Origin of the sequence: Kribbella catacumbae DSM 19601 (genome assembly GCF_000372465.1) — a bacterium.
Classification (GTDB): Bacteria; Actinomycetota; Actinomycetes; order Propionibacteriales; family Kribbellaceae; genus Kribbella; species Kribbella catacumbae.
The window spans coordinates 1-21,509 of the sequence record NZ_AQUZ01000062.1; the positions used below are offsets into that span (position 1 = coordinate 1).

General features: G+C 67.7%; 18 protein-coding genes. 10 read left to right on the forward strand and 8 right to left on the reverse strand.

Annotation, left to right across the window (positions count from 1 at the left end):
• Positions 1 to 167 precede the first annotated feature (167 nt).
• A complete protein-coding gene (locus tag A3ES_RS53605) occupies positions 168 to 1,685 on the forward strand; it encodes a neutral zinc metallopeptidase (RefSeq protein ID WP_085955604.1) in 1,518 nt (505 codons plus the stop codon).
• Between the two features lie 57 nt (positions 1,686 to 1,742).
• Here the strand turns inward: A3ES_RS53605 and A3ES_RS0138535 are convergent, their stop codons facing one another.
• On the reverse strand, positions 1,743 to 3,428 hold the full coding sequence (locus A3ES_RS0138535; RefSeq protein ID WP_020392184.1) for a DUF2207 domain-containing protein: 1,686 nt from the start codon (positions 3,426 to 3,428) through the stop codon (positions 1,743 to 1,745).
• Positions 3,429 to 3,445: 17 nt separating this feature from the next.
• On the opposite strand from A3ES_RS0138535, the gene A3ES_RS0138540 reads away from it, so the two are divergent.
• The 4 genes from A3ES_RS0138540 (at position 3,446) to A3ES_RS0138555 (ending at position 11,249) form a co-directional block, all read left to right on the forward strand.
• Positions 3,446 to 4,645: a neutral zinc metallopeptidase gene (locus tag A3ES_RS0138540; protein ID WP_237745174.1), complete on the forward strand. Its 1,200-nt coding sequence runs from the start codon at positions 3,446 to 3,448 to the stop codon at positions 4,643 to 4,645.
• Positions 4,646 to 4,992: 347 nt separating this feature from the next.
• Positions 4,993 to 5,667 carry a PIN domain-containing protein gene (locus A3ES_RS0138545; RefSeq protein ID WP_020392186.1) on the forward strand — a complete coding sequence of 225 codons (675 nt, stop codon included), beginning with the start codon at positions 4,993 to 4,995 and terminating at the stop codon, positions 5,665 to 5,667.
• A gap of 291 nt (positions 5,668 to 5,958) precedes the next feature.
• On the forward strand, positions 5,959 to 9,876 hold the full coding sequence (locus tag A3ES_RS0138550) for a Pls/PosA family non-ribosomal peptide synthetase (RefSeq protein WP_020392187.1): 3,918 nt from the start codon (positions 5,959 to 5,961) through the stop codon (positions 9,874 to 9,876).
• Positions 9,877 to 9,923: 47 nt separating this feature from the next.
• Positions 9,924 to 11,249: a M1 family metallopeptidase gene (locus tag A3ES_RS0138555; RefSeq protein ID WP_169501843.1), complete on the forward strand. Its 1,326-nt coding sequence runs from the start codon at positions 9,924 to 9,926 to the stop codon at positions 11,247 to 11,249.
• On the opposite strand, the gene A3ES_RS0138560 is transcribed toward A3ES_RS0138555, so the two are convergent.
• Positions 11,246 to 12,112: a LysR family transcriptional regulator gene (locus A3ES_RS0138560; protein WP_020392189.1), complete on the reverse strand. Its 867-nt coding sequence runs from the start codon at positions 12,110 to 12,112 to the stop codon at positions 11,246 to 11,248. The two genes, A3ES_RS0138555 and A3ES_RS0138560, sit on opposite strands and share 4 nt — an antisense overlap.
• Before the next feature lie 62 nt (positions 12,113 to 12,174).
• On the opposite strand from A3ES_RS0138560, the gene A3ES_RS49955 reads away from it, so the two are divergent.
• On the forward strand, positions 12,175 to 13,203 hold the full coding sequence (locus A3ES_RS49955) for a nitrilase family protein (protein WP_020392190.1): 1,029 nt from the start codon (positions 12,175 to 12,177) through the stop codon (positions 13,201 to 13,203).
• A gap of 18 nt (positions 13,204 to 13,221) precedes the next feature.
• On the opposite strand, the gene ispF is transcribed toward A3ES_RS49955, so the two are convergent.
• Genes ispF through A3ES_RS0138580 form a run of 3 tightly spaced genes read right to left on the reverse strand, consistent with a single transcriptional unit; the run spans position 13,222 to position 14,929 of the window.
• The gene (ispF, locus tag A3ES_RS0138570; RefSeq protein WP_026163595.1) at positions 13,222 to 13,692 is read right to left on the reverse strand and encodes a 2-C-methyl-D-erythritol 2,4-cyclodiphosphate synthase; all 471 of its coding nucleotides are present in this window, start codon (positions 13,690 to 13,692) and stop codon (positions 13,222 to 13,224) included.
• Complete coding sequence (gene ispD / locus A3ES_RS0138575; protein ID WP_020392192.1) at positions 13,689 to 14,384, reverse strand: 2-C-methyl-D-erythritol 4-phosphate cytidylyltransferase; 696 nt, start codon at positions 14,382 to 14,384, stop codon at positions 13,689 to 13,691. Before ispD ends, ispF begins: the two co-directional genes overlap by 4 nt.
• A 59-nt stretch (positions 14,385 to 14,443) precedes the next feature.
• Positions 14,444 to 14,929: a CarD family transcriptional regulator gene (locus A3ES_RS0138580; protein WP_012918679.1), complete on the reverse strand. Its 486-nt coding sequence runs from the start codon at positions 14,927 to 14,929 to the stop codon at positions 14,444 to 14,446.
• Between the two features lie 242 nt (positions 14,930 to 15,171).
• On the opposite strand from A3ES_RS0138580, the gene A3ES_RS0138585 reads away from it, so the two are divergent.
• Positions 15,172 to 15,720, forward strand: coding sequence for a copper chaperone PCu(A)C domain-containing protein (locus A3ES_RS0138585; protein WP_020392193.1), 549 nt, complete (start codon positions 15,172 to 15,174; stop codon positions 15,718 to 15,720).
• 71 nt (positions 15,721 to 15,791) lie between these two features.
• Here A3ES_RS0138585 and A3ES_RS0138590 read toward each other — a convergent pair whose 3' ends face one another.
• Positions 15,792 to 16,799: an iron-siderophore ABC transporter substrate-binding protein gene (locus A3ES_RS0138590; protein WP_020392194.1), complete on the reverse strand. Its 1,008-nt coding sequence runs from the start codon at positions 16,797 to 16,799 to the stop codon at positions 15,792 to 15,794.
• A gap of 218 nt (positions 16,800 to 17,017) precedes the next feature.
• On the opposite strand from A3ES_RS0138590, the gene A3ES_RS0138595 reads away from it, so the two are divergent.
• From A3ES_RS0138595 to A3ES_RS0138605, 3 genes are all read left to right on the forward strand, one after another.
• Complete coding sequence (locus tag A3ES_RS0138595; RefSeq protein WP_020392195.1) at positions 17,018 to 17,752, forward strand: hypothetical protein; 735 nt, start codon at positions 17,018 to 17,020, stop codon at positions 17,750 to 17,752.
• A 191-nt stretch (positions 17,753 to 17,943) separates the two neighbouring features.
• The gene (locus A3ES_RS0138600) at positions 17,944 to 18,474 is read left to right on the forward strand and encodes a helix-turn-helix domain-containing protein (RefSeq protein ID WP_020392196.1); all 531 of its coding nucleotides are present in this window, start codon (positions 17,944 to 17,946) and stop codon (positions 18,472 to 18,474) included.
• A 12-nt stretch (positions 18,475 to 18,486) separates the two neighbouring features.
• Positions 18,487 to 19,062 carry a PIN domain-containing protein gene (locus A3ES_RS0138605; RefSeq protein ID WP_020392197.1) on the forward strand — a complete coding sequence of 192 codons (576 nt, stop codon included), beginning with the start codon at positions 18,487 to 18,489 and terminating at the stop codon, positions 19,060 to 19,062.
• A 222-nt stretch (positions 19,063 to 19,284) separates the two neighbouring features.
• Here A3ES_RS0138605 and A3ES_RS0138610 read toward each other — a convergent pair whose 3' ends face one another.
• Together A3ES_RS0138610 and A3ES_RS0138615 are read right to left on the reverse strand one after the other, a co-directional pair.
• A complete protein-coding gene (locus A3ES_RS0138610; RefSeq protein WP_020392198.1) occupies positions 19,285 to 19,962 on the reverse strand; it encodes a response regulator transcription factor in 678 nt (225 codons plus the stop codon).
• 105 nt (positions 19,963 to 20,067) lie between these two features.
• The gene (locus A3ES_RS0138615) at positions 20,068 to 21,345 is read right to left on the reverse strand and encodes a sensor histidine kinase (RefSeq protein WP_020392199.1); all 1,278 of its coding nucleotides are present in this window, start codon (positions 21,343 to 21,345) and stop codon (positions 20,068 to 20,070) included.
• Positions 21,346 to 21,509 lie beyond the last annotated feature (164 nt).

A 21,509-nucleotide genomic window follows, 5' to 3' on the forward strand; every position in this document is an offset into this window, starting at 1 on the left:
GGCGGAGGAGCGGCCTCGATGTTTTTCCATCGTGGCCGTTTCTCCGCCGCCGCGAGGTGCGTGCCTGGGCGCCGGTAGCGCAACGGAACCTCCGACACGGCGCACTAAGGGGCCGCGATCGGCGACGTTCACGGCTTCGGCCGGCAAGGTTTCGTGAGGGAGAATCGATGTCGGACAACTGGACTCCACCCCCTGGGCGGAACCCCGATGAGCCGGAGCGGGAGGGTGACCAGCCCACCGACCAGCCGGCCAATGGGCCTGCGCGCGGGGATGGCCAGTCGCCCCTGTGGTGGACCGAGTCCACCGAGAAGCAGAAGGAGTACCTGCAGCCTGCTCCTCCCGGCGAGCAGCCCCCGTTGGTCGGTCCACCCGGCCAACGCCCGGGCAACCTCACCTGGAACCTCCCGCCGTACTCCCAACCCGGCGCTACCCCCGCTGGACCTCCGCAGGCCGGACGTCCGCCGGCTGGTCATGCTCCGGCCGGCCCTCCGCCTGCTGGTCCTCCGCCAGCCGGTACTGCGCCCGCCGGTCCTGGGCCGAGTGCGGGCGGACGGCGGGGAGCCCGGCACGCGGGGCCGCCGCAGAGCGGGCGTGGGACACAGCAGCCCGGTGCTGCCGCTGGTGACAGCGGTGCTGGGTGGCAGCAGCCTGCGCCCACGCCGGCTGAGGGTGGGTTCCAGGGGTTGGGGCAACCAGTGCAGCAGCCTCAGACCTGGCAGTACCCGCCGATCCCCATTCCGCAGCCGCCAGGGCCTGGCCGGCGGCGGAAGCCTCGGCGTACGTCCAGGGCGTTGCTGATCGGGCTAGTGGTGCTTGCGGTGCTCGTGGTCGGCTCGGGCGTCACTCTTATCCTGCGGAACACCGGCGACGACAAGGTCCCGGCGTCAGCCGAGACGCCGACCACTGCGCCTTCGGTGACGCCCTCGGAGACCCCGTCGGCCACACCGACCACCCCGGCGCCGCCGACGGTCGACGAGATCGTTACCACCAGCAGGCTGTACACGGTCGGCGTCCTCAGCCCCACGCAGTGCCTGGAGCCGAAGGCTGTCCCGTCGACGTTCGCCGGCGCCAAGGCGTACTACGGCCTGATCGTGCCGTGCATGAACCGCACCTGGTGGCTGGCGATGAAGAAGGCGAGCCTGCCGTACCGCGCACCGAAGCTGGTCGTGTTCGCCGGCCCGATGAAGACCGTGTGCGGCGCCGAAAGCGGCAACCGCGCCTTCTACTGCGGCACCAACGAGACCATCTACATGCCGTACGCGCTCGGTGCTGCCTACTACAAGCGGAACCCGGTCACCGGCCGCGTGTGGATGATGAACACGCTCGCCCACGAGTACGGCCACCACGTGCAGAAGCTGTCCGGCATCTACGCCGCCTCGCTCTCCCGGCAGGTGAACGCCGCTTCCCCGGCAGATCAGCTGACGGAGAGCCGTCGGCGCGAGCTGCAGGCGTCCTGCTTCGGGTCGGCGTACCTGGGCGCGGCCGGGCCTTACATCCCGCTCCGCGGTCCGTTGCTGGCCACCTGGAAGGTACTGATCGCCAACACCGGCGACGAGTACTCCCGGCCGCGGGTGCATGACCGTGGCAACCGGGTGAACCACAACTACTGGTCGGTGCGCGGCTTCAACACCAAGAGCCCGAACGTGTGCAACACCTTCGTCGCCCAGACTGTCCTCACCAACTGAACACAACGAAGGCCCGGAACCCCTTGAATACAAGGGATTCCGGGCCTTTCGTTTTGCTCAGAACAACCGGCGGGCCGTCGACAGCGTGCCACCGAAGGCGGTGACGAAGTTCGACAGCGACTCACCAATGTCGGACAGGTGCCAGTTCTCCGGACCGGAGTACCAGCCGATTCCCGCATCCGGGTCGTCGTCGTCATCGGTTGCCGCGATCTCCAGCGCCCACTTCTCCGTCAGGCCCAGTACTGCGGCGTACGGCAGGCAGCGCGACGCGAACTCGAGCCGGTGACTCTGCGGCAGGTCCGCGGACGTCTCGTCGGCCAAGTACCGCTGGAGGCCGGCCACACGACCCAGTACTGCGGCACCGCGAGCTGTACGAGCCGGAGCAACCTGTCCGACCAGCGTCAGCACCAGCCCAGCCAGCATCACCGCGAAGCCGACCAGCCCGTACTTGGTCGCGATGGCGAGTACGACGGTCAGCACCACGCCAGCCCCCAGCAGCACAAGGCCGGCCGTGGTCCACCGGTTCCGCACCGCGTCGGGACGGCTCGCGAACCAGCCCTGCGTCACGACATCGGCGTACAGGTGCTCGCGTACCAGGTTGAGTCGCGACCGCAGTGCGGGTCCGAGCGTGGACACCTGGACCGTCTCCCCGTCGGCGAACACCGCGTCCAGCAAGGCCTTCTCGTACGGCAGTAGCTCCGAGCCGCCCGCGTTGAGCCGCCGCAGCTCCCAGTCCAGCTTGCCGAACTGCGACCCGCGCGGCAGCTCCACGATCGTCAGATAGTTGCGCACGGCAAGGTCCAGCAGCGTCGCGGTGATGTCGACGACGTCGGCCGTCTCGTCCACCACGGTGCCGACCTGCCCCGGCCGGATCCCGTCCGGCGCTGCGAACTGCGGGCCGTCGGCACTGTTCAGTACCGGCCGCTCCGGCGTGCCCGGCCCGGTCTTGACCGCGTCCCGGCCGCGGAAGAACCACAGCGCCGCGGCACCCAGTACGCCGAGGCCGAGCAGCAGCACGCTCAGGCCGATCGTGGATGCGTCGAGGGTGAAGGCGTTGCCCAGGCTCCAACGGGTCTTGAACTCCGCGTTGGGCTGGACCGACGCCTGGCCGCTCAGCCCGGTCAGGAAGGTCAGCCGGCCACCCGCCGGTACACCCATCTGCTCGATCTCGAGCGATGCGTTCTCGGCCAGCTGCGACGTCGTACAGGGCATGCTCGAGCCGACCCGGCCGGCGATGCAGGTCACCCAGGTCGCGAACGGCACGCTCAGCGACACGGACGCCTTCGGGATGCCGACGGAGTAGCCCTGGACGATCGGCCAGCTCACCTCGCGGCCCTCGGTCGAGTCGGAGACGACGTTGCCGACCTCGTAGCTGTAGACGATCTTGGCCTGGCCGGACACCTTGAGGCTGAGCCGGCGACCGTTCTCGATGCCCTTGTCCTCGAAGTTCTCGGCGGGCTGACCGTTCACCGTGGCCGACACGTTGCGGATGTCGTAGGTGCGGTCCTCGTCCGCGTCGGACCGGACCCGGGTGGTCAGGGTCCGCGCGAAGCTGTCGCCGCCGGCGGTCAGGTCGACCGTCTCCTTGACCTTGAGGACGCCGTCACCGGTCAGCGACGCCTCAGCGGCGTACGCGGTGATCTGGTCGTCCGCGGCCTGGGCGGGCAACGTGCCGAGGGCAACGAAGGGGACTGTCAGAGACACGAGCAGGGCGGCCGGCAACAGGCGGCGCTTCAGTGACATGGGTCGAGAGTAGTCTCGTGCCGGTTCGTCCAGCCAACTCCCGATCAGGAGTAGTGCCGGGCGAGCCGACCGACACCGAACTGAAGGGGCAACGACACGTGAGCACCCCGTACGGGTACGGCGGCCGTCCCCAGGACCGGCCCGCTCCGCCGCCCGGCGTACTGCCGCCACCGCAGCAGACTCAGTGGCAGCAGGGTCCACCGCCGGGACAGTTCCCTCCGCAGGGACAGCAGTACCCGCAGACGCAGTACCAGGGGCAGTGGCCCCAGCAGTACTACGGTCCTGGTGGTCCTCATCAGTTCAATGGGTTCCAGCCGCCGCCACGGCGGGGTGGCGCGCTCAAGCTGGTACTGCTCGGGTTCTCCGTCGTTGCGTTCCTCGGCATCGCGCTGAGCGTCGTCGCCGTACTGCTGACCGGCAACTCAGCCGACAGCACAGACCCGCAGGTGAGCGGGCCGTCCGTAGTACCGACTCCCACGACCAGCGCCCCCAAGGGCTCGGCCGAGGACTACCTGCTGAACGCCCCGATCTACCAGGCCGGCGGCCTGGGCGAACAGAACTGCCCGGCCGAGAAGCTCGGCGACGGCAGCCTGGCGGCGCAGAAGGTCTACTACGAGAAGCTCTTCAAGTGCCTGAACGACGCCTGGCGCCCGGCCTTCGAGAGGATCGGCAAGAAGGAACCCGACCCAGGCCTGGTCGTCTTCGACGCACCGGTCCGTACGCCGTGCGGCGACTTCGCGCCGCTGTCCGGCCGGGTGCTGGCGTTCTACTGCTTCGGCAACCACGTGATGTACACCGACGTGAAGCAGATGAACAAGGCCTTCGGACCCAAGCAGGACCTGGCGTATCTGATGACGATCGCGCACGAGTACGGCCATCACGTGCAGAGCGTGTCTGATCTGTTCTATGCGCGTTCTGCTTACGTGCAGGACCACCCGGACATGAGACTGGAAAGCTCGCGCCGCAATGAGCTGCAGGCTTCGTGTTTCGCGGGGGTCTTCAGTAGGTCGGTGCAGAAGTCTTATCCGTTCGCGGCCCGCTCGAAGGAGTTCGAGTTCCAGGCCAGCAACAGCTTCGGCGAGTCACCGGACACGCCGGAGAACGAACGAACCCACGGATTGGCGACCAGCCAGGGCTTCTGGATAGTCAACGGCCTGAACGTCGGCGAAACCAAGGCTTGCAACACCTACGCAGCAGCGCAGGACCAAGTGAAGTAGCCGCTACCGCGGAGAAGAACACCCCCGCAGGCTCATCACTTTCTCATCCGTCGCTCACTGCTCGCCCGCTCCCGCCCACCCAGATCGCACCCCTGCGTAGCGTGCTCGCGGTGGTGGCGGCAGGTGGGCAGATGAAGGTTGCCCACCATCCATGCGCCGCGCTCGTCAACGATGGCGTAGCGAACGTCCCGGGCCACAGCCTCGTCGGCGACGGATGCGCTCTAGCCGTTCGCAAGGGACATCATGTGACACCAAGTTGAGGATCGTCACCCGGTGTGTCAAGATGGCTCTCTAACTCCCCACCGTCCTCCGGGACTGGTGGGGCTTTTTCGTCCGCAGGGGGACTCATGGGCACAGAATTGCGGGCGTCGATCGTCATCGACTATCAAAACGTGCACCTCACCGGGCACAGTCTGTTCGAGTCGACGCGGCGCCTGCCAAAGCACGAGACCCTAGTGGACCCGCTGCTGTTTGCCAGTCAACTGCTCAACGCTCGCAATAGCTTGCAAAAGCCGGGGATGGCTCACGCCATCCTGCGTCACGTACTGGTGTACCGAGGTCAGCCTTCTGTTGAGCATGATCCAGAGGGGTACGCCCGCAACCAGGCGCAGAAGTCTCAGTGGGAACGCGACAGACGTATTCGGGTGACCCTGCGCCCGCTGAAGTACGACTACGAGCGTGATGCCACCGGCAGGCAGGCCACCGACCATGAGGGCAAGAAGATCGTGAAAGGGCCGCCCCGGGAGAAGGGGGTCGACGTTCTGTGCGCGTTGGCCACCGTGCGAGAGGCCAACGATCCGGCGACAGATCTGGTCATCCTCGCAACGTCGGACTCCGACCTGGCGCCGGCACTCGATGAGGTCCGCACATTGGGCACCGCCAAGATCGAAACGTTCTGCTGGTACGACGAGCCGGCCCGTCTGGGCTTCCAGCTACACCCAACCGACCGCTCGCGACGACTGTGGAACACCCGGTTGAACGAGTTGGCCTTTCGCGCCAGTTGGGACCGCACCAAGTACTGAGAGTAAGAACTGCCTTGTTGTCAGGACAGCCAGACTCGAAGTCTGCGTGACGCGCTCGGCCACGGTGAGAGTCCGTGAGCTGGGAGTTGCTGCGGGTTACTTCGTCACTCGTTCGGGAAATGCGCGATGGGTAGGTGCAGACGGTCGCCACGTGCTTTCCCGCCGAGCCAGACCAGCCGCCCGGCACCGCCGCGAGCACGCGACGTAGGAGCGAGCGTCCAAGTCGGCATGGGCGTCGGATGTTGGGCAGGAATTGGTACTGGAGTCGTCTGGGCGGCGTATCATCCGGCCGTGACTTTGCGACGGGGCGACAGCGCTCCGCCCGAGCGGACGTTGGTTGACATCCTGCAGGCGACGGCGGTGAGTTTTCCGGACGAGCCGGCTCTTGATGACGGCAGTGGCAGTTTGAGCTACCGCGATCTGCTCGGCCAGCTGACCAAGCTTGCCCGTCGGTTGACGGATCTCGGCATCGGGCCCGGTGACCGCGTCGGAGTACGGATCTCCTCAGGTCACAACGACCTGTACGTCGCGATCCTCGGCACCCTGCAGGCGGGTGCGGCCTATGTTCCGGTCGACGCCGACGACCCCGAGGAGCGCGCTGAGCTTGTCTTCGGCGAGGCCTCTGTCGCGGCGATCGTCACCGACGACCTCGAGATCACCTCGACCCGGCCGGCCCCGTCGCCCGATGACGCGGACGGATACTACGACTTCCCGTACTCAGCCCGCATGGATGGCGACGCCAGTACTGCGAACGCCGCGCGGGGTGACGGCCCGTCGCCTGATGACGACGCCTGGATCATCTTCACCTCCGGCTCAACCGGCGTACCCAAAGGCGTAGCCGTAACGCACCGTTCCGCGGCCGCCTTCGTCGACGCCGAGGCGCGCATGTTCCTGCAGAAGGAACCACTCGGCCCCGAGGACCGCGTACTGGCCGGCCTGTCCGTGGCGTTCGACGCGTCCTGCGAGGAGATGTGGCTCGCCTGGCGGTACGGCGCTTGCCTGGTACCCGCGCCGCGTTCGCTGGTCCGCAGTGGCATGGATCTCGGCCCGTGGCTGGTTGCCCAGGGCATCACCATCGTGTCGACCGTGCCGACACTCGCCGCGCTCTGGCCGTCGGACGCGCTGGACAACGTGCGGCTGCTGATCTTCGGTGGCGAGGCGTGTCCGCCGGAGCTGGCCGAGCGGTTGGCGGTGGACGGCCGCGAGGTCTGGAACACCTACGGCCCGACGGAGGCGACCGTGGTCGCTTGTGGCGCGCAGCTGACCGGCGAAGGGCCGGTACGCATCGGGCTGCCGCTGGACGGTTGGGACCTAGCCGTTGTCGATGCCGCAGGCAACGAAGTACCCGAGGGCGGAACCGGTGAGCTGATCATCGGCGGCGTCGGGCTGGCCCGGTATCTCGACCCGGCGAAGGACGCGGAGAAGTTCGCGCCAATGCCGTCGCTCGGCTGGGAACGCGCCTACCGCAGCGGCGACCTGGTACGCAACGAATCCGAGGGCCTGGTGTTCATGGGCCGCGCAGACGAGCAGATCAAGCTCGGCGGCCGGCGGATCGAGCTGGGCGAGGTCGACGCAGCACTACAGGCGCTGCCCGGCGTCACCGGCGCGGCAGCCGCAGTACGGACTAGTGGCGCCGGGAATCAGCTACTAGTCGGGTACGTCGTACCGGAAGACCCGGAAGCCTTCGACCGGCAAGCGGCGACTGAGCGGCTGCGTGAGGCGCTCCCGGCTGCATTGGTACCACTGCTGGCCGTCACGGACACACTGCCGACCAGGACCTCCGGCAAGGTCGACCGGAACGCGCTGCCCTGGCCGCTGCCCGGCATGGACACAGACGCGCCGCCCGCTGAGCTCGATGGAACAGCAGGCTGGCTAGCAGAGCGCTGGACCCAGGTACTGGGGGCAACAGTCACCGGCGCTGACAATGACTTCTTCCTGCACGGTGGCGGCAGCCTCGCAGCAGCACAGCTCGTCTCTGCACTCAGGGAGCGGTACGCCGAAGCCACTGTCAGCGACATCTACGAGTACCCGCGGCTAGGCGCTCTGGCTGACCGGCTGGACTCATTCACCACCACAACCGTGCCAGTGGAGATCCGCGAGGTCCGACCGACTCCGCCGGGTACACAGCTTCTCCAGACCGCTCTGACGTTGCTACTGCAGACAGTGGTCGGCGTTCGCTGGCTGGTGTGGCTGTTCACCCTCAACAACCTGCTAGCGCTGACGGACGGCCCGCACCCGTGGATGCGCACGGTGTCCTGGTGGTGGATCCTGGCCGGCTGGCTGATCCTGATCTCGCCTGCAGGCCGCATGGGCATCGCTGTCGTCGGTGCCCGGCTACTGCTGCGTGGACTCAAGCCAGGCATCTACCCACGCGGCGGCAACGTACATGTCCGGCTTTGGGCGGCAGAGAACCTTGCGGACGCCGCAGGCGCAGCCAACCTCGCCGGAGCGCCCTGGATCGCCTACTACGCAAGGGCTCTCGGCGCGAAGATCGGCCGCGGTGTCGACCTCCACACGCTCCCGCCCGTCACCGGCATGTTCACGATGGGCCGTGGCGCGTCGATCGAGCCAGAGGTCGACCTGTCCGGCTACTGGATCGACGGCGACCGGCTGCACGTCGGTACGGTCACTGTCGGCGCCGAGGCGGTCATCGGCTCCCGCAGTACTCTCCTGCCCGGTGCAGAGGTCGGCCGCAACGCAGAGATCGCCGCAGGCTCGGCAGTCTCCGGCAAGGTCCCGGCCAGTGAGCGCTGGTCCGGCTCCCCCGCGACACGGGTCGGCCGCGCCCGGCACCCGTGGCCGGACGAGCGCCCCGCCCGCGCCCCATGGTGGGTACTCGCGTACGGCGCCGCCTCCGCGCTGATGTCGCTGCTGCCACTAGGCGCGGCCATCACCGCGATCCTCGTACTACGCAACGCCGTCGCCGGCACCACCTCACTCGGTGACGCCGCATTGCAGGCGCTGTGGGCGATCCCGCTGATGACCCTGGTCGGATTCGTCACCCTCGCGCTGCTGACACTGGTCGGGGTGCGGCTGCTCGGCATCGGCATCAAGGCCGGCCACTACCCCGTGCGAAGCCGGATCGGCTGGCAGGTGTGGGCCACCGAGCGGCTGCTCGACTCGGCCCGGACACTGCTCTTCCCGCTCTACGCGAGCCTGCTGACGCCCTGGTGGCTGCGGGCCCTCGGCGCGAAGATCGGCCGCGATGTCGAGGCCTCGACCGTCCTGCTGCTGCCGAAGATGACCACTGTCGGTGAAGGCGCGTTCCTGGCCGACGACACCATGATCGCGTCGTACGAGCTGGGCGGCGGCTGGCTGCACGTGGCCGGCGCGAAGGTCGGCAAGCGCGCTTTCCTGGGCAACTCGGGCATGACCGCGCCCGGTCGCTCAGTACCGAAGAACGGCCTGGTCGCCGTCCTGTCGGCCGCACCGAAGAAATCCAAAGCCGGTACGTCGTGGCTCGGCAGCCCGCCGGTGAAGCTGCGCCGGCAGACCATCGAGGGCGACCGGAGCCGTACGTTCAACCCGCCGTTGCGGCTGAAGTTCGCCCGGGCCGCGGTCGAGCTGTGCCGCTTCGTCCCGATGATGTGCACGGTAATGATCGCGCTCGGCGTGCTGTTCGCCCTGCAGGCGCTGGACCTGTGGCTCGGGCCATGGCCGACGTTCCTGCTGTCCGGCGCGGTGATCCTGGCCGCGGGCGCGGTCGCCGGCGGCATGGCCACCGTCGCCAAGTGGCTGATCGTCGGCCGGACGCGCGCCCGGGAGTACCCGTTGTGGAGCTCGTTCGTCTGGCGCAACGAGGTCGTCGACAACTTCGTCGAGCTGGTCGCCGCGCCGTGGTTCGCCAATGCGGCGGCGGGGACGCCGGTGCTCGCGCTCTGGCTGCGTTCGCTGGGCGCGAAGATCGGCAAGGGCGTGTGGTGCGAGACCTATTGGCTGCCCGAAGCGGACCTGATCACGCTCGGCGACGGTGCCACGGTGAATCGCGGCTGTGTACTTCAGACTCATTTGTTTCATGACAGACTCCTGTCGATGAACACCGTCACCTTCGGCCCGGGCTCGACTCTCGGGCCGCACGGCATCGTCCTGCCTGCCTCCTCGATCGGAGCGGGTGCGACCATCGGCCCGGTATCACTGGTGATGCGCGGTGAGAGTGTTCCTGCCGGGTCCCGCTGGGCCGGCAACCCGATCGCGCCCTGGCAGGGTTGATGGTTGCCCGTAGCACCGGCGGCGGGGCGGGGAGAGCAGTGAAGAGCATGCCTGGCGAGGACACAGCCGGAGATCGCTATGTGCCGACTCACGGCAACAGCGGCTACAAGGTGGAGTCCTACGAGCTGGACCTCGACTACCGGGTCAGCAGCAACCGCCTGAGTGGCAAGGCGACCATCACGGCCGTCGCGACCCAGGCGCTGTCCCGGGTGAGTTTCGACCTGGCAACCCTGCGCGTGGCCAAGGTCCTCGTCAACGGCCGTCGCGCCAGCCGCTACGCGCACCGCAACGGCAAGCTGCACGTGTGGCCGTCACCGGCGATCGCCGACGGCGCCGAGTTCGTGGTCAACGTCCAGTACTCCGGCAACCCCGCTCCCATCGACAGCCCGTGGGGCGAGCTCGGCTGGGAAGAGTTGACCGAAGGCGTGATCGTCGCGAGCCAGCCGAGTGGCGCCGCGACCTGGTTCCCCTGCAACGACCACCCCAGCGACAAGGCGCACTACCGGATCACGATCACCACCGATTCGCCGTACCACGTAGTGGCCAACGGGCGGCTCGTGTCGCGCCGGACCAAGGCCAGCCGGACCAGCTGGGTCTTCGACCAGGCCGCACCGATGGCGACGTACCTGGCGACCGTACAGATCGGCCGGTACGACGTACTGGAGCTGGCCACCTCGCCAGTGACCATGCGTGCTGTCCTGCCGGCCTCGCAGATGCGGGACTTCCGCTCCGACTTCGGGCGGCAGCAGGACATGATGCGGCTGTTCGTCAAGCTGTTCGGCCCGTACCCGTTCGGCGGCTACACAGTGGTCGTGACGGACGACCCACTGGAGATCCCGCTGGAAGCCCAGGGCATCTCTGTGTTCGGCAGCAACCACGTGGACGGCCAGCGCGGCGCTGAGCGACTGGTGGCGCACGAGCTGGCCCACCAGTGGTTCGGCAACAGCCTGACGCCCTCCCGGTGGCAGGACATCTGGCTGAACGAGGGTTTCGCCTGCTACTCCGAGTGGCTGTGGTCAGAGGAGTCCGGCGGGCTCACGGCGTCCCAGCAGGTCTCCAAGGCCCACACCCGGCTACGCGGCCTCGACCAGGACCTACTGCTCTCCGACCCCGGTCCCGACCTGATGTTCGACGACCGGCTCTACAAGCGCGGCGCGATCACCTTGCACGTACTGCGCCTGCAACTGGGCGACGACGCGTTCTTCGAGCTACTACGCACGTGGACCCGCACCCACCGGCACGGCTCGGTCACCACGGAGGACTTCACCTCACTTGCGGCCGGCTTCAGCCCGGACGCGGACGCAGTACGGGCACTGTTCACTGCCTGGCTGGACGAGCCCGAGCTCCCAGCACTCCCCCGGCGTCGCCGCTAAAAAGCGACCTGGCTGGCGGCGGTGAGGAAGTGGGAGACGAGTGGGGAGGGAATCGCCGGATTCCACGCCGCTCCCGTCCACCAGGTCGCCGCGTCGTTGTGGAACTGGATGAAGCGCACCGCCTCCGAAGCGGTCGACACGGCAGTCGCCGGTACGACGGCCGGGCCGACCCCGGCGGCAACCAGCGCGAGCACGGTTTGCAGGTCGGCGGCCTCCTGAAGCACTAACGGCCGGCAACCGAGTTCGGCGTACAGGGCGGTGATCTGGGCGGTCAGCCCCGGGCCGCGCTCTGGTGCGAGGCGGACTAGCGGCCGGCCATCCAGCCAGGTCGCCAGACTTCTCGAGACGACCTCCCCGACCGGTACTGCGAGCGCCAGCCGGTCCTGCTGAAGCCGGAGGTGCTTGAGGCCGGGTGGCACAGGCAGCCGGACCAGGCCGACCTGGAGGCTGCCGGCCAGCAGGCGCTCGTACTGGACTGCCGACGACATGTCGTCAAGCGTCACCTCGACCCGCGGATAGCGGCTCCGGAACAACGCGACGGCCCGCGGTGCCAGCTCGATGCCGGACATTCCGAAGCCGATCGTCAACGCCCCCTCCACACCCAGAGCCACCTGGGCGGCCCGCCGCTCGAAGGCCTCGACCCTCTGCAGCACGTCCAGGGCGTCCGGCAACAGCAGCTCCCCAGCGGGCGTCAGCCGGGCTCCATGCCGGCCGCGATCGAAGAGCGTCGACGCCACCCGCCGCTCGAGCTGCTGAATCTGCTTCGTGAGAGCGGGCTGACTCGTCGCCAACTCGACGGCCGCCGCGCCGAAGTTCCCGCACCGCGCGACCGCCACGAACGCCCGCAGCAACCGAAGGTCCATAACTGAAGGATATGGAACTGCCATCAAATGGCTATTGGACGGCATGGTAAATCTCGACTTCCATGGCGGACGTGAGCATCTTGCGCAGCGCCGTCGTCCAGTTCGAAGCCGTCCCCGACCGACCGGACCGCAACCTCGAAACCATCACCAGGCTCGCCCGTCAGGCCGTTGCCGACGGCGCCCAACTCGTCGTCTTCCCCGAGATGTGCCTGCTCGGCTACTGGCATCTCCGCCGCCAGACCGCCGACCGCCTCCACTCCTTGGCCGAACCCGCCACCGGGCCTTCCATCAGCCAGATCCGCTCGTTGGCGATAGAACTCGGTGCGGGCCTCGGCGTCGGCTGGCTCGAGGCCGACGCCGGCGCCCTGTTCAACTCGTACGCCGTCTGCCTGCCCGACGGCAGCATCCACGTGCACCGCAAGCTGCACGCCTTCGAGCACGAGGCGATCTCCAGTGGCTCGCGCTACACCGTCTTCGACACGCCCTGGCAGGTCCGGGTCGGCGTACTGATCTGCTGGGACAACAACCTCGTCGAGAACGTCCGCGCGACTGCGTTGCTAGGAGCAACCGTCCTGGTGGCGCCGCATCAGACCGGTGGTACCGACTCGGTCAGCCCGCACGGGATGAAGCCGATCCCGCTGTCGGTGTGGGCCAACCGTTTCGACGATCCCGCCGCGGTCGAGAAGGCTTTCAACGGGCCGAACGGACGCGAGTGGCTGCTGAGGTGGTTGCCCGCCCGCGCACACGACAACGGGCTCTTCGTGCTCTTCAGCAACGGAGTCGGTGTGGACGACGACGAACTGCGGACCGGAAACACGATGGTGATCGACCCGTACGGCCGGATCATCGCCGAGACCCCGGCGCCGGCCGAGGCCGTAGTACTGGCCGACCTGGACCTGGATCTGGTGCCGCTGGCAACGGGTCGCCGGTGGTTACGCGGCCGGCGGCCGGAGCTCTACGGGATCCTCACCGAACCTCAAGGCAACGAGTTGAACCCCAGGGCTGCTCGCTTCTCGACGGAGGTCCAGCCCATCAAAGGGGCGACTGAAGACCGCGGCTCCGCGGGGCGGTCGCCGGGCGGGCTCGTTTGATGGGCTGGGGGTTCGGGGCTAGTAGACGAGGGCGGTGGCGATGGCGGCGATGCCTTCGCCGCGGCCGGTGAGGCCCAGGCCGTCGGTGGTGGTAGCGGAGACGGAGACCTCAGCGTCGCAGGCGGCGCTGAGTGCCTTCTCCGCTTCCTCGCGCCGGGCCGCGAAGCGGGGGCGGTTGCAGATCACCTGCACGGAGATGTTGCCGATCTCGAACCCGGCGGCACGAACCCGCCGAGCCGCCTCGCCGAGCAACGTAGCGCCAGAAGCGCCCGCCCACTGCGGTTCCGACGTACCGAAGTTGGAGCCGAGGTCCCCGAGTCGTGCCGCGGAAAGCAAAGCGTCGCAGGCAGCATGCGCCGCCACGTCGCCATCGGAGTGACCCGACGGCCCGGCGGACTCCTCGGGCCAGTGCAGTCCGGCCAGCCACATGGGCCGGCCTTCCTCGACGGGGTGGACGTCGACGCCCGTTCCTACACGCGGCACCTTCACGAACGACGCCTTTCAGCCAGGATCGATTCGGCCAGGATGAGGTCCCGTGGCCGCGTCACCTTGAAGGCGTCCTGCGACCCTTCGACAGTCTGCACCCGTACGCCGAGCCGCTCGCACAGCATCGCGTCATCGGTCGCGCCCGTCGTGTCGCCGCTATGGGCCCGACGCAACAAAGAAGGCTCGAACCCCTGCGGAGTCTGGACGGCGACAAGCGTCGAACGGTCGGGCGTGTCGAGCACCTGCCCAGCTGCGTCGACGCGTTTGATGGTGTCCGTGACGGGGACGACGGGGATCACCGCGGGCGCACCTGCGCGGACCGCGGCAACGACTCGCTCGATCACGTCGGCCGGTACGAACGGCCGGGCCGCGTCGTGCACGAGGATGCAGTCGATGCCCTCGGCAGGGACCAGCTCCAGGGCCAGCCGGACCGAGTCGGTGCGCTCGGCGCCGCCGGCAACTACCTGCAGCGCCACCGGACCGGAGTACGGCTCGAGGAGTTTGAAGACGTCGTCCTCACTGCCGGGTGGCACGGCGACCACAAAGCAGGCGAGGTCGGCGGCGGTCGCTACCCGCAGTCCACGAATGGCGTGGACCAGCAGCGATTCGCCACCGACCTCTCGCAATGCCTTTGGTGCCTCACCACCGAGCCTGAGCCCGAGACCGGCCGCCGGAATGATCGCCGCAGTACTCACGACGACATCATGCCGGACGGATCAGTCGCGCTGCCCCGACTCCACTGCTGACCAGTTGGTCAGGAGGCGAGGACCTCGTCGAGGATGGCTTCCGCCTTGTCCTCGTTGGTGTGTTCGGCCAGGGCCAGCTCGGAGACCAGAATCTGGCGAGCCTTCGCCAGCATCCGCTTCTCACCGGCGGAGAGACCGCGGTCACGCTCACGGCGCCACAGGTCGCGAACGACCTCTGCCACCTTCATCACGTCACCGGAGTGCAGCTTCTCCAGGTTCGCCTTGTAACGACGCGACCAGTTGGTCGGCTCCTCCGTGTGCGGCGCCCGCAGCACGTCGAAGACGCGCTCCAGACCGGCCTGATCCACGACGTCACGCACGCCGACAAGATCGAGGTTGCACGCGGGGACCCGGACGACCAGGTCGTTCTGAGCGACGATCCTCAAGACCAGATAGGTCTTGTCCTCACCTTTGATCTGACGGGTCTCGATGTCCTCGATGACGGCCGCACCATGGTTGGGGTAAACAACCGTCTCGCCGACTGTGAAAGTCATATGTCACGTGCCCCTTTCCGAGTCCTATCCTACCACGCAGTCGCTGGTCCGGTTCGGGCGTTTGCGCTGGTCAGAGGCCATTTCCCGCCTTGACAAACTTTGCCGACCGTGCCTCGCACGCGCGAGCAACAGGCCCGTCAGGGGTGGTCGCCGTCGAGTCCGCCCACCTCGCTCGCTACGCTGTGCTCCGCCGGAGGCCTCAGCCTGGCGGCGTCCATCTGGTTGCAGGAGAGGGAACACCAGTGCGCATCACGTTGTCCTCGCAGGTCGTACGGCGTACCGCCCTGGCCGGAGCCGCCGTCGCTCTGAGTGTCACGGTCGGGGCCTGTGGCGCCGGCTTCGACGCCCAGAGCACCAAGCCCTACCAGCCGGCTGAGGGCACCAACGCCCAGTCGGGCGGGATCGCCGTCCGGAACATGCTGGTACTGGCCTCCGCGGACGGCAAGGGCGAACTGCACGGCACCTTCGTGAACAACGGCCAGTCCGACGACAAGCTGGTCAGCATCGCCTCGGCGCCCGCCGACGGCCCGGCCGTGACCGGCACCAGCACCGAGCAGCCGCCCTCCGTCACGTTCGGTGGCCTCAAGGAGACCGACCTCAAGGTCGGCCAGGCGTTCACCATCCCGCCCGCGGCCGGTCAGCCGGTCACCGTCACCGGCGGCAAGCCCGGGCAGATGCTCAAGGTGACGATCACGTTCGGCAAGGCCGGCCCGCTCACCACCTCGATCCCGGTGCTGACCACCGACCACTACTCCCCGTCGCCCGCGCCGAACGTCGAATCGCACGGCTGACCGGTTATACGTAGTACGGGCGGTGCCGTCCCCTTCCGGGATGGCACCGCCCGTACTGCGTTCGCGTGGGCTCAGGACGCGGCTTCGGCGGCCTTGGCCAGGCCGGGGACGATCTTGTCCAGCACCCAGGGGACGCTCAGCACGCTGACCGCGCTCATGCCCGAGATGACCTGCTGGTCCGTCATCAGGTAGGTGCTCCCCCGCTTGAACGAACCGAGCGACGCGTAGACCGGGTCGGCGGCGAACTTCTCCGGCGTCATCCCGTCGATGTAGCCGACCACCACATCCGCGTCCAGCTCGTTGACCCGCTCCTTGCTGACGGTGAGGGCGAACTCCTTCTTGCTGTTGGTCTTCTCCAGCGCCTCGACCCCCGGCGCGTTGACGAAGCCCATCTCGTTCAGGATCTGCACCCGCGGGTCACCCGGCATGTAGACGTAGTTCTCGGCCCCGAAGGACTGGATCGACAGCGTCTTGCCCTTGAACTCAGGATGTTCCGCGGCGGCCTTCGCCGTCAGATCCTTGATCCCGGCAACCAGTTTGTCCGCCTCGGCCGACTTGCCCAGCGCCTTGCCGATCAAGGTCGTCTGGTCCTGCCAGGTGGTCTGCCACGGAGCACCCGGGTACGCGACGGTCGGCGCGATCTCCGACAACTTCGTGTACGTCGCCTTGTCGAACCCCTCGTACGGCGCCAAGATCACATCCGGCCGCAACGCGGCCACCTTCTCGAACGGAATGCTCTCACTGGCATCCAGCAGAGTCGTCTTGGCCGAATCGAACTTGTCAGCATCCCAAGCGGTCGTCCCAGCCGGCGTCGGCCCGTACGTCACCCGCGGCATCCCGACCGGCGTCTCCCCGAGCGCGTACACGACATCCTGAGCATTCCACCCGAGCGTGACGATCCGCTCCGGCTTCTTCTGGATCGTCGTCTCCCCGAAGGTGTTCTTCAACGTCACCGGAAACCCAGCCGAACCCCCCGTGACCGGCGCGGCATCCCCCGCATCATCACTGCCACAGGCAACCAACCCACTCGAGGCAACGAGAACGGCGACCACCACAACGGCAGTACGGGACCAGGACATGCTGTTTCTCCTTAGCTCCTGACAAATCAACTAAGGCGAGCCTAACCTAAACCCTTTCCCGGACTCCAAGTGCCACCGGCGACTCTGCGGCGGCACTGGTCTGCCCCTACCGGCTGAGCGGGGCGGCCACCGTTCGCTGGCCGTAGACTCGGCGCTCTCGGCTGGCCGCTTCACCAGCCCCAACGATGGCCGATGGCGTGCCGCAAAACGCCTCCCACATGAACGACCAGCCCCAAGCCACGGACGGCCTGTCTTTCTTAAGCCTCAGGTTCGAGGTCCTCAACGGCAGAGCCGACTGGCCGGTCCTCGGCATCCGCGTCAACGGCGAGAATCCCTTCGAGAAGGTCGCGAAGGACTGGCAGGGTTTCGATCCCGCCGACCTCCTCGGCGTGCCGTCGCCACTCATTCCTGACGGGCCCGGAAACCGCGTGGCCGTGTACCGATGCTCCTGCGGTCAAGCAGGCTGCGGCGTCATCACCCCGTTCATCGTCGCCTCACCGGACCACAAGCGGATCTCCTGGGTCGATTTCCGTGACTATGTCGGCGTCTTCGGCGGCCCCATCGAGCCCGAGGCCGCCGACCACGAAGGCAAACCATGGGCCCTCCCCGACCTCCACTTCGACCGCGACCAGTACATCGCCGAGATCCAGCGCGCCACGAGTGACCGCTCCTGGGAGACCCCGCCACGGCAGACGGCCCGCCTCGTCGAGGAACACCTGGCGGACCTCGCACTACCACCAACCCTGGCTCTGAAATGGGTCAGCCCCGCGTGGAAGCAGGAAGGCGTCGTGCTCTCATTCGAGAACGCCATTCGCGGGAGCAGCCGCCAGCAGTTGCTCCTCCTCACCAGCACCAAGACCGACCCGATCGAGGCCGCGAACGATATGGCAGAGCAACTGCTCTCGACCGACCACGGCGATTGGGTCCGCCTCTTCGGCTACCGCGTTCGCTAGCAGCCCTATAGCGCCGCCCGGCCGGGCGGTGAACTCTTAGGTGAGGCACAACCTCGGTGGGGAGCTGGGGTCACAGATCCATTGCGGCTGCGCGCGCGAGCCTTGCATAGCTTGTTTAAACGCTGCGCTGCATGCGACCATATTCGCACGTTACGAAAGCAGCTTCGTTTCGTTCGATAGTGGAGGTTGTCATGGGCGCCGAACTCCTTGAGTCGCAGACCTACCTGCCCGAAGAGCAGGAGCAGTTGGCGACGATCGCCAGCTTCCTTGACGCCCACCACAGTAAGACGAGTGAGCGACCGGAGCGGCGCTACTTCCTCGCAGGCGCCGATGAGCATGACCAGATCGAGGTCCCGGAGGCGCTGCACAGGGTGCTGGTCCAGGCCGTGGCGGCGTTGACGGCGGGTAAGGCCATCACGATTTCGCCGACCATGCCGAAGCTGACGACCCAACAGGCCGCAGATCTCCTCGGGGTCAGCCGGCCGACAGTGGTTCGGCTGATCGAAGCTGGCGAGTTGGCTGGTGAGCGAATCGGCACCCGCCGGAAGGTGCTGCTGAAGGACCTCTTGGACTACCGCGAGGCTCGTCGGCAACGGCAGTACCAGGCGATCGCCGACACGTCGGTCGATGTGAGTGAGGACGAGGACCCCGCTGCCGTGAATGAAAGCCTCAAGCGGATCCGCAAGCAACTCGCCGAGAGGCGCCGAGCCGCTGATCTCTGACAGTATCGGCGAGTGTTCGCCGCGCTCCTCGATACCTGCGTCCTATGGCCTAGCCGCCAACGGGATTTCCTGCTCAGCCTGGCCGTCGTAAATCTCTATCGCCCGCTATGGAGCAGCGCGATCCTCGATGAGCTGCAGCATCATGAGATCGAGAAGCTCATCGAGAGACACGGCGTCCCCCGGCGCCAGGCAGAGGCCCGTGCCGCGCACCTCGTCGAGCAGATGCGCACACATTTCGACGACGCCGAGGTGAGGAACTGGAAGCCCTATGACGGCACGTTCGGGCTCCCGGATCGCGATGACGAGCACGTCGTAGCGGCTGCGGTCGCGGGGCACGCAGGTGCCATCGTGACCGAGAACTTCAAGGACTTCCCGCAGGACAGGATCCCGCCGGGCATCGAGATCCTCGCCCCGAGCGAGTTCGCCGCGAACACCGTCGCTGTCGCGCCAGAACTAGGGCTGGAAGCAGTCGTCACCCTGACCCGTCGGCTCCGCAACCCAACGGTCTCGCTGGACGAGGTCCTCGCGACGCTCCGGGACCGCTACGGGATGGACGAAGCGGTCGACCTGATCGACGAGGTCCGGTAGGACGCAGCACTCCGGCCCAGCCGACCACGACCTTGCTCTCTCACCTGCAGCTCGCCCGGATCCGCCGGCCACCGCCGCATCCAACGGCCGCCCCTCACCGCACTTGGTGTGCTTCACCCCTTCTCCGGGGGTCAGCCCGCTGCTCTACCAGGGGGCTAACCCCCGGAGCAGGGGCTAAGCACACCGAAGTACGGAACGAGCGGCGGCGGGTGGTGTGAGGGGTCAGGACTCGAACTTGTAGCCCAGGCCTCGGACTGTTACCAAGTGGGAGGGGTTTGAGGGGTCCTTCTCCAGTTTGGAGCGGAGGCGTTTGACGTGGACGTCCAGGGTCTTGGTGTCGCCTACGTAGTCGGCGCCCCAGATGCGGTCGATCAGTTGGCCTCGGGTGAGGACGCGGCCGGTGTTGCGGAGCAGCATCTCCAGGAGTTCGAACTCCTTCAGGGGAAGCCGGATCTCGGTGCCGGACACCGTCACCACGTGGCGCTCGACATCCATCCGGACCGGCCCCGCCTCCAACGTGTCCGGGAGGAGTTCGACGTCCTGGCCGCGGCGCAGTACGGCGCGGATGCGGGCCAGGAGTTCGCGGGGGCTGTAAGGCTTGGTGACGTAGTCGTCGGCGCCCAGTTCGAGGCCGACCACCTTGTCCACCTCGGTGTCCTTGGCCGACACGATGATCACCGGGACGTTGCCCCGGCTGCGCAGCGCACGGCAGACCTCGGTACCGGACAGGCCCGGCAGCATCAGGTCCAGCAGGACGATGTCGGCGCCGGCCCGGTCGTACTCGTCCAGCGCGTCGGGTCCGGTCTCCGCTACGGCGACCTCGAACCCTTCCTTGCGCAGGACGTACGACAACGCGTCGCTGTAGCTCTCTTCGTCTTCGACGACCAGCACTCGGGTCACGAAGCTGCCTCCTTGGTTAGAACGGTCTGGATCGCAGGATGCTTCAGCGGCGACGGCGTCCAGGCGGGTGCATCGCAAGGCGGAGGAGGAGCCTCGATGCGGGTTTCATCGTGGCTCCTCCTCCAACGCCGCGAGGTGCCCGCCTGGGCGCCGTCGCTGCGAAGCATCCTGCGATCCAGACCGTTGGTCCGCTGACTGGGTCGGTGTCAGCGGTGGTTCGAGCTCCTCCTGGATGGTGGAGTCCGTGGGTTGCCCGGTCGCGGGATCGAGCCGCAGCGGGAGTCGGACGGTGAAGGTGGATCCCTGGCCCTCGACGCTCCAGACGCGCACGTCGCCACCGTGGATCGAGGCGATGTGCTTGACGATGGACAGGCCGAGGCCGGTACCACCCGTCTCGCGGCTGCGGGCCCGGTCGACCCGGTAGAACCGCTCGAAGATGCGTTCCAGGTCACTGCTCGGGATCCCCACGCCCTGGTCGCTGACGGTGATCTCCACCAGGTCCCCGATCGGCCGGGCGGCGACTGCCACCCGGGTCCCGTCGGGGCTGTAGTTGACGGCGTTCTCGACCAGGTTGCCGATCGCGATCGCCAGCTGGTCGACGCTGCCCATCACCTCGAGTGCGGGGTCGGTCTTCACCACCAGGCTGATGCCGCGGTCCTCGGCGTCGACCCGGCAGCGGTCCACCGCGGCCTCGATCACGCCGTTGATGTCGACCGGGCCGGGATTCTCCAGCGGGTCGTCGCCCTGCAGCCGGGACAGCTCGATGATCTCCTTGACCAGCCGGCTCAGCCGGGAGGCCTCGATCCGCATCCGGCCGGAGAAGCGCTGGACGGCGTCCGGGTCGTCGGAGGCCTCGGAGACCGCGTCGGCGAGCAGGATCAGCGCGCCGATCGGGGTCTTCAGCTCGTGGCTGACGTTCACGGTGAAGTCGCGGCGGATCGCGTCCAGCCGGCGTTCCCGGGTCCGGTCCTCGACCAGTACCAGCACCAGCTGGCTGCCGAGCGGGGCGACCCGGGCACTCACGTACTGCGTTGCGCCGAGCCGGCCGCGGACGATCTCCAGCTCCTGCTGGCGGATCTCGCCGTCGCGGCGGACCGCCCGGACCATGGTCAGCAGGTCGTCCACCACCAGCCGCTCACCACGGACGATGCCGAGCACGTGGGCCGGGGCGCTGGCCTGGAGCACCTGGTCCTCGGGGCCCATCACGACGGCGGACGAGCGCAGTACGGACAAGACGGTGGCGACGCCGCTGGGCACGATCGGGTCCGGGGAGACCGGTACTTTGGTCTGGGAACGCTCGCTCAGCACCATCGCCCCGAGCGAAAGCAGAGCCAGGGCCGCGCCGATGACGCCGCCCAGCACCGCAGCCAGCGTGGGGTCCACGAGACCGATGCTACGCGGGCAACCAGCAGGGAAAGACCGAATGAGCACCCGATGACCGGAACGCGACCTAACTGTTCATCGGGCGTTCACCACTCGTCGCCGACCGGCAACCTGGTTGGCATACGGTCCACGGTGGGCGGGTACTGAACCGTGCCCGCGGTACC

Coding starts and splice junctions, on each gene's coding strand:
- A3ES_RS53605 (WP_085955604.1), top strand. CDS start 168: ATGTCGGACAACTGGACTCCACCCCCTGGGCGGAACCCCGATGAGCCG.
- A3ES_RS0138535 (WP_020392184.1), bottom strand. CDS start 3,428: ATGTCACTGAAGCGCCGCCTGTTGCCGGCCGCCCTGCTCGTGTCTCTG.
- A3ES_RS0138545 (WP_020392186.1), top strand. CDS start 4,993: ATGGGCACAGAATTGCGGGCGTCGATCGTCATCGACTATCAAAACGTG.
- A3ES_RS0138555 (WP_169501843.1), top strand. CDS start 9,924: ATGCCTGGCGAGGACACAGCCGGAGATCGCTATGTGCCGACTCACGGC.
- A3ES_RS0138560 (WP_020392189.1), bottom strand. CDS start 12,112: ATGGACCTTCGGTTGCTGCGGGCGTTCGTGGCGGTCGCGCGGTGCGGG.
- A3ES_RS49955 (WP_020392190.1), top strand. CDS start 12,175: ATGGCGGACGTGAGCATCTTGCGCAGCGCCGTCGTCCAGTTCGAAGCC.
- A3ES_RS0138580 (WP_012918679.1), bottom strand. CDS start 14,929: ATGACTTTCACAGTCGGCGAGACGGTTGTTTACCCCAACCATGGTGCG.
- A3ES_RS0138590 (WP_020392194.1), bottom strand. CDS start 16,799: ATGTCCTGGTCCCGTACTGCCGTTGTGGTGGTCGCCGTTCTCGTTGCC.
- A3ES_RS0138595 (WP_020392195.1), top strand. CDS start 17,018: ATGAACGACCAGCCCCAAGCCACGGACGGCCTGTCTTTCTTAAGCCTC.
- A3ES_RS0138600 (WP_020392196.1), top strand. CDS start 17,944: ATGGGCGCCGAACTCCTTGAGTCGCAGACCTACCTGCCCGAAGAGCAG.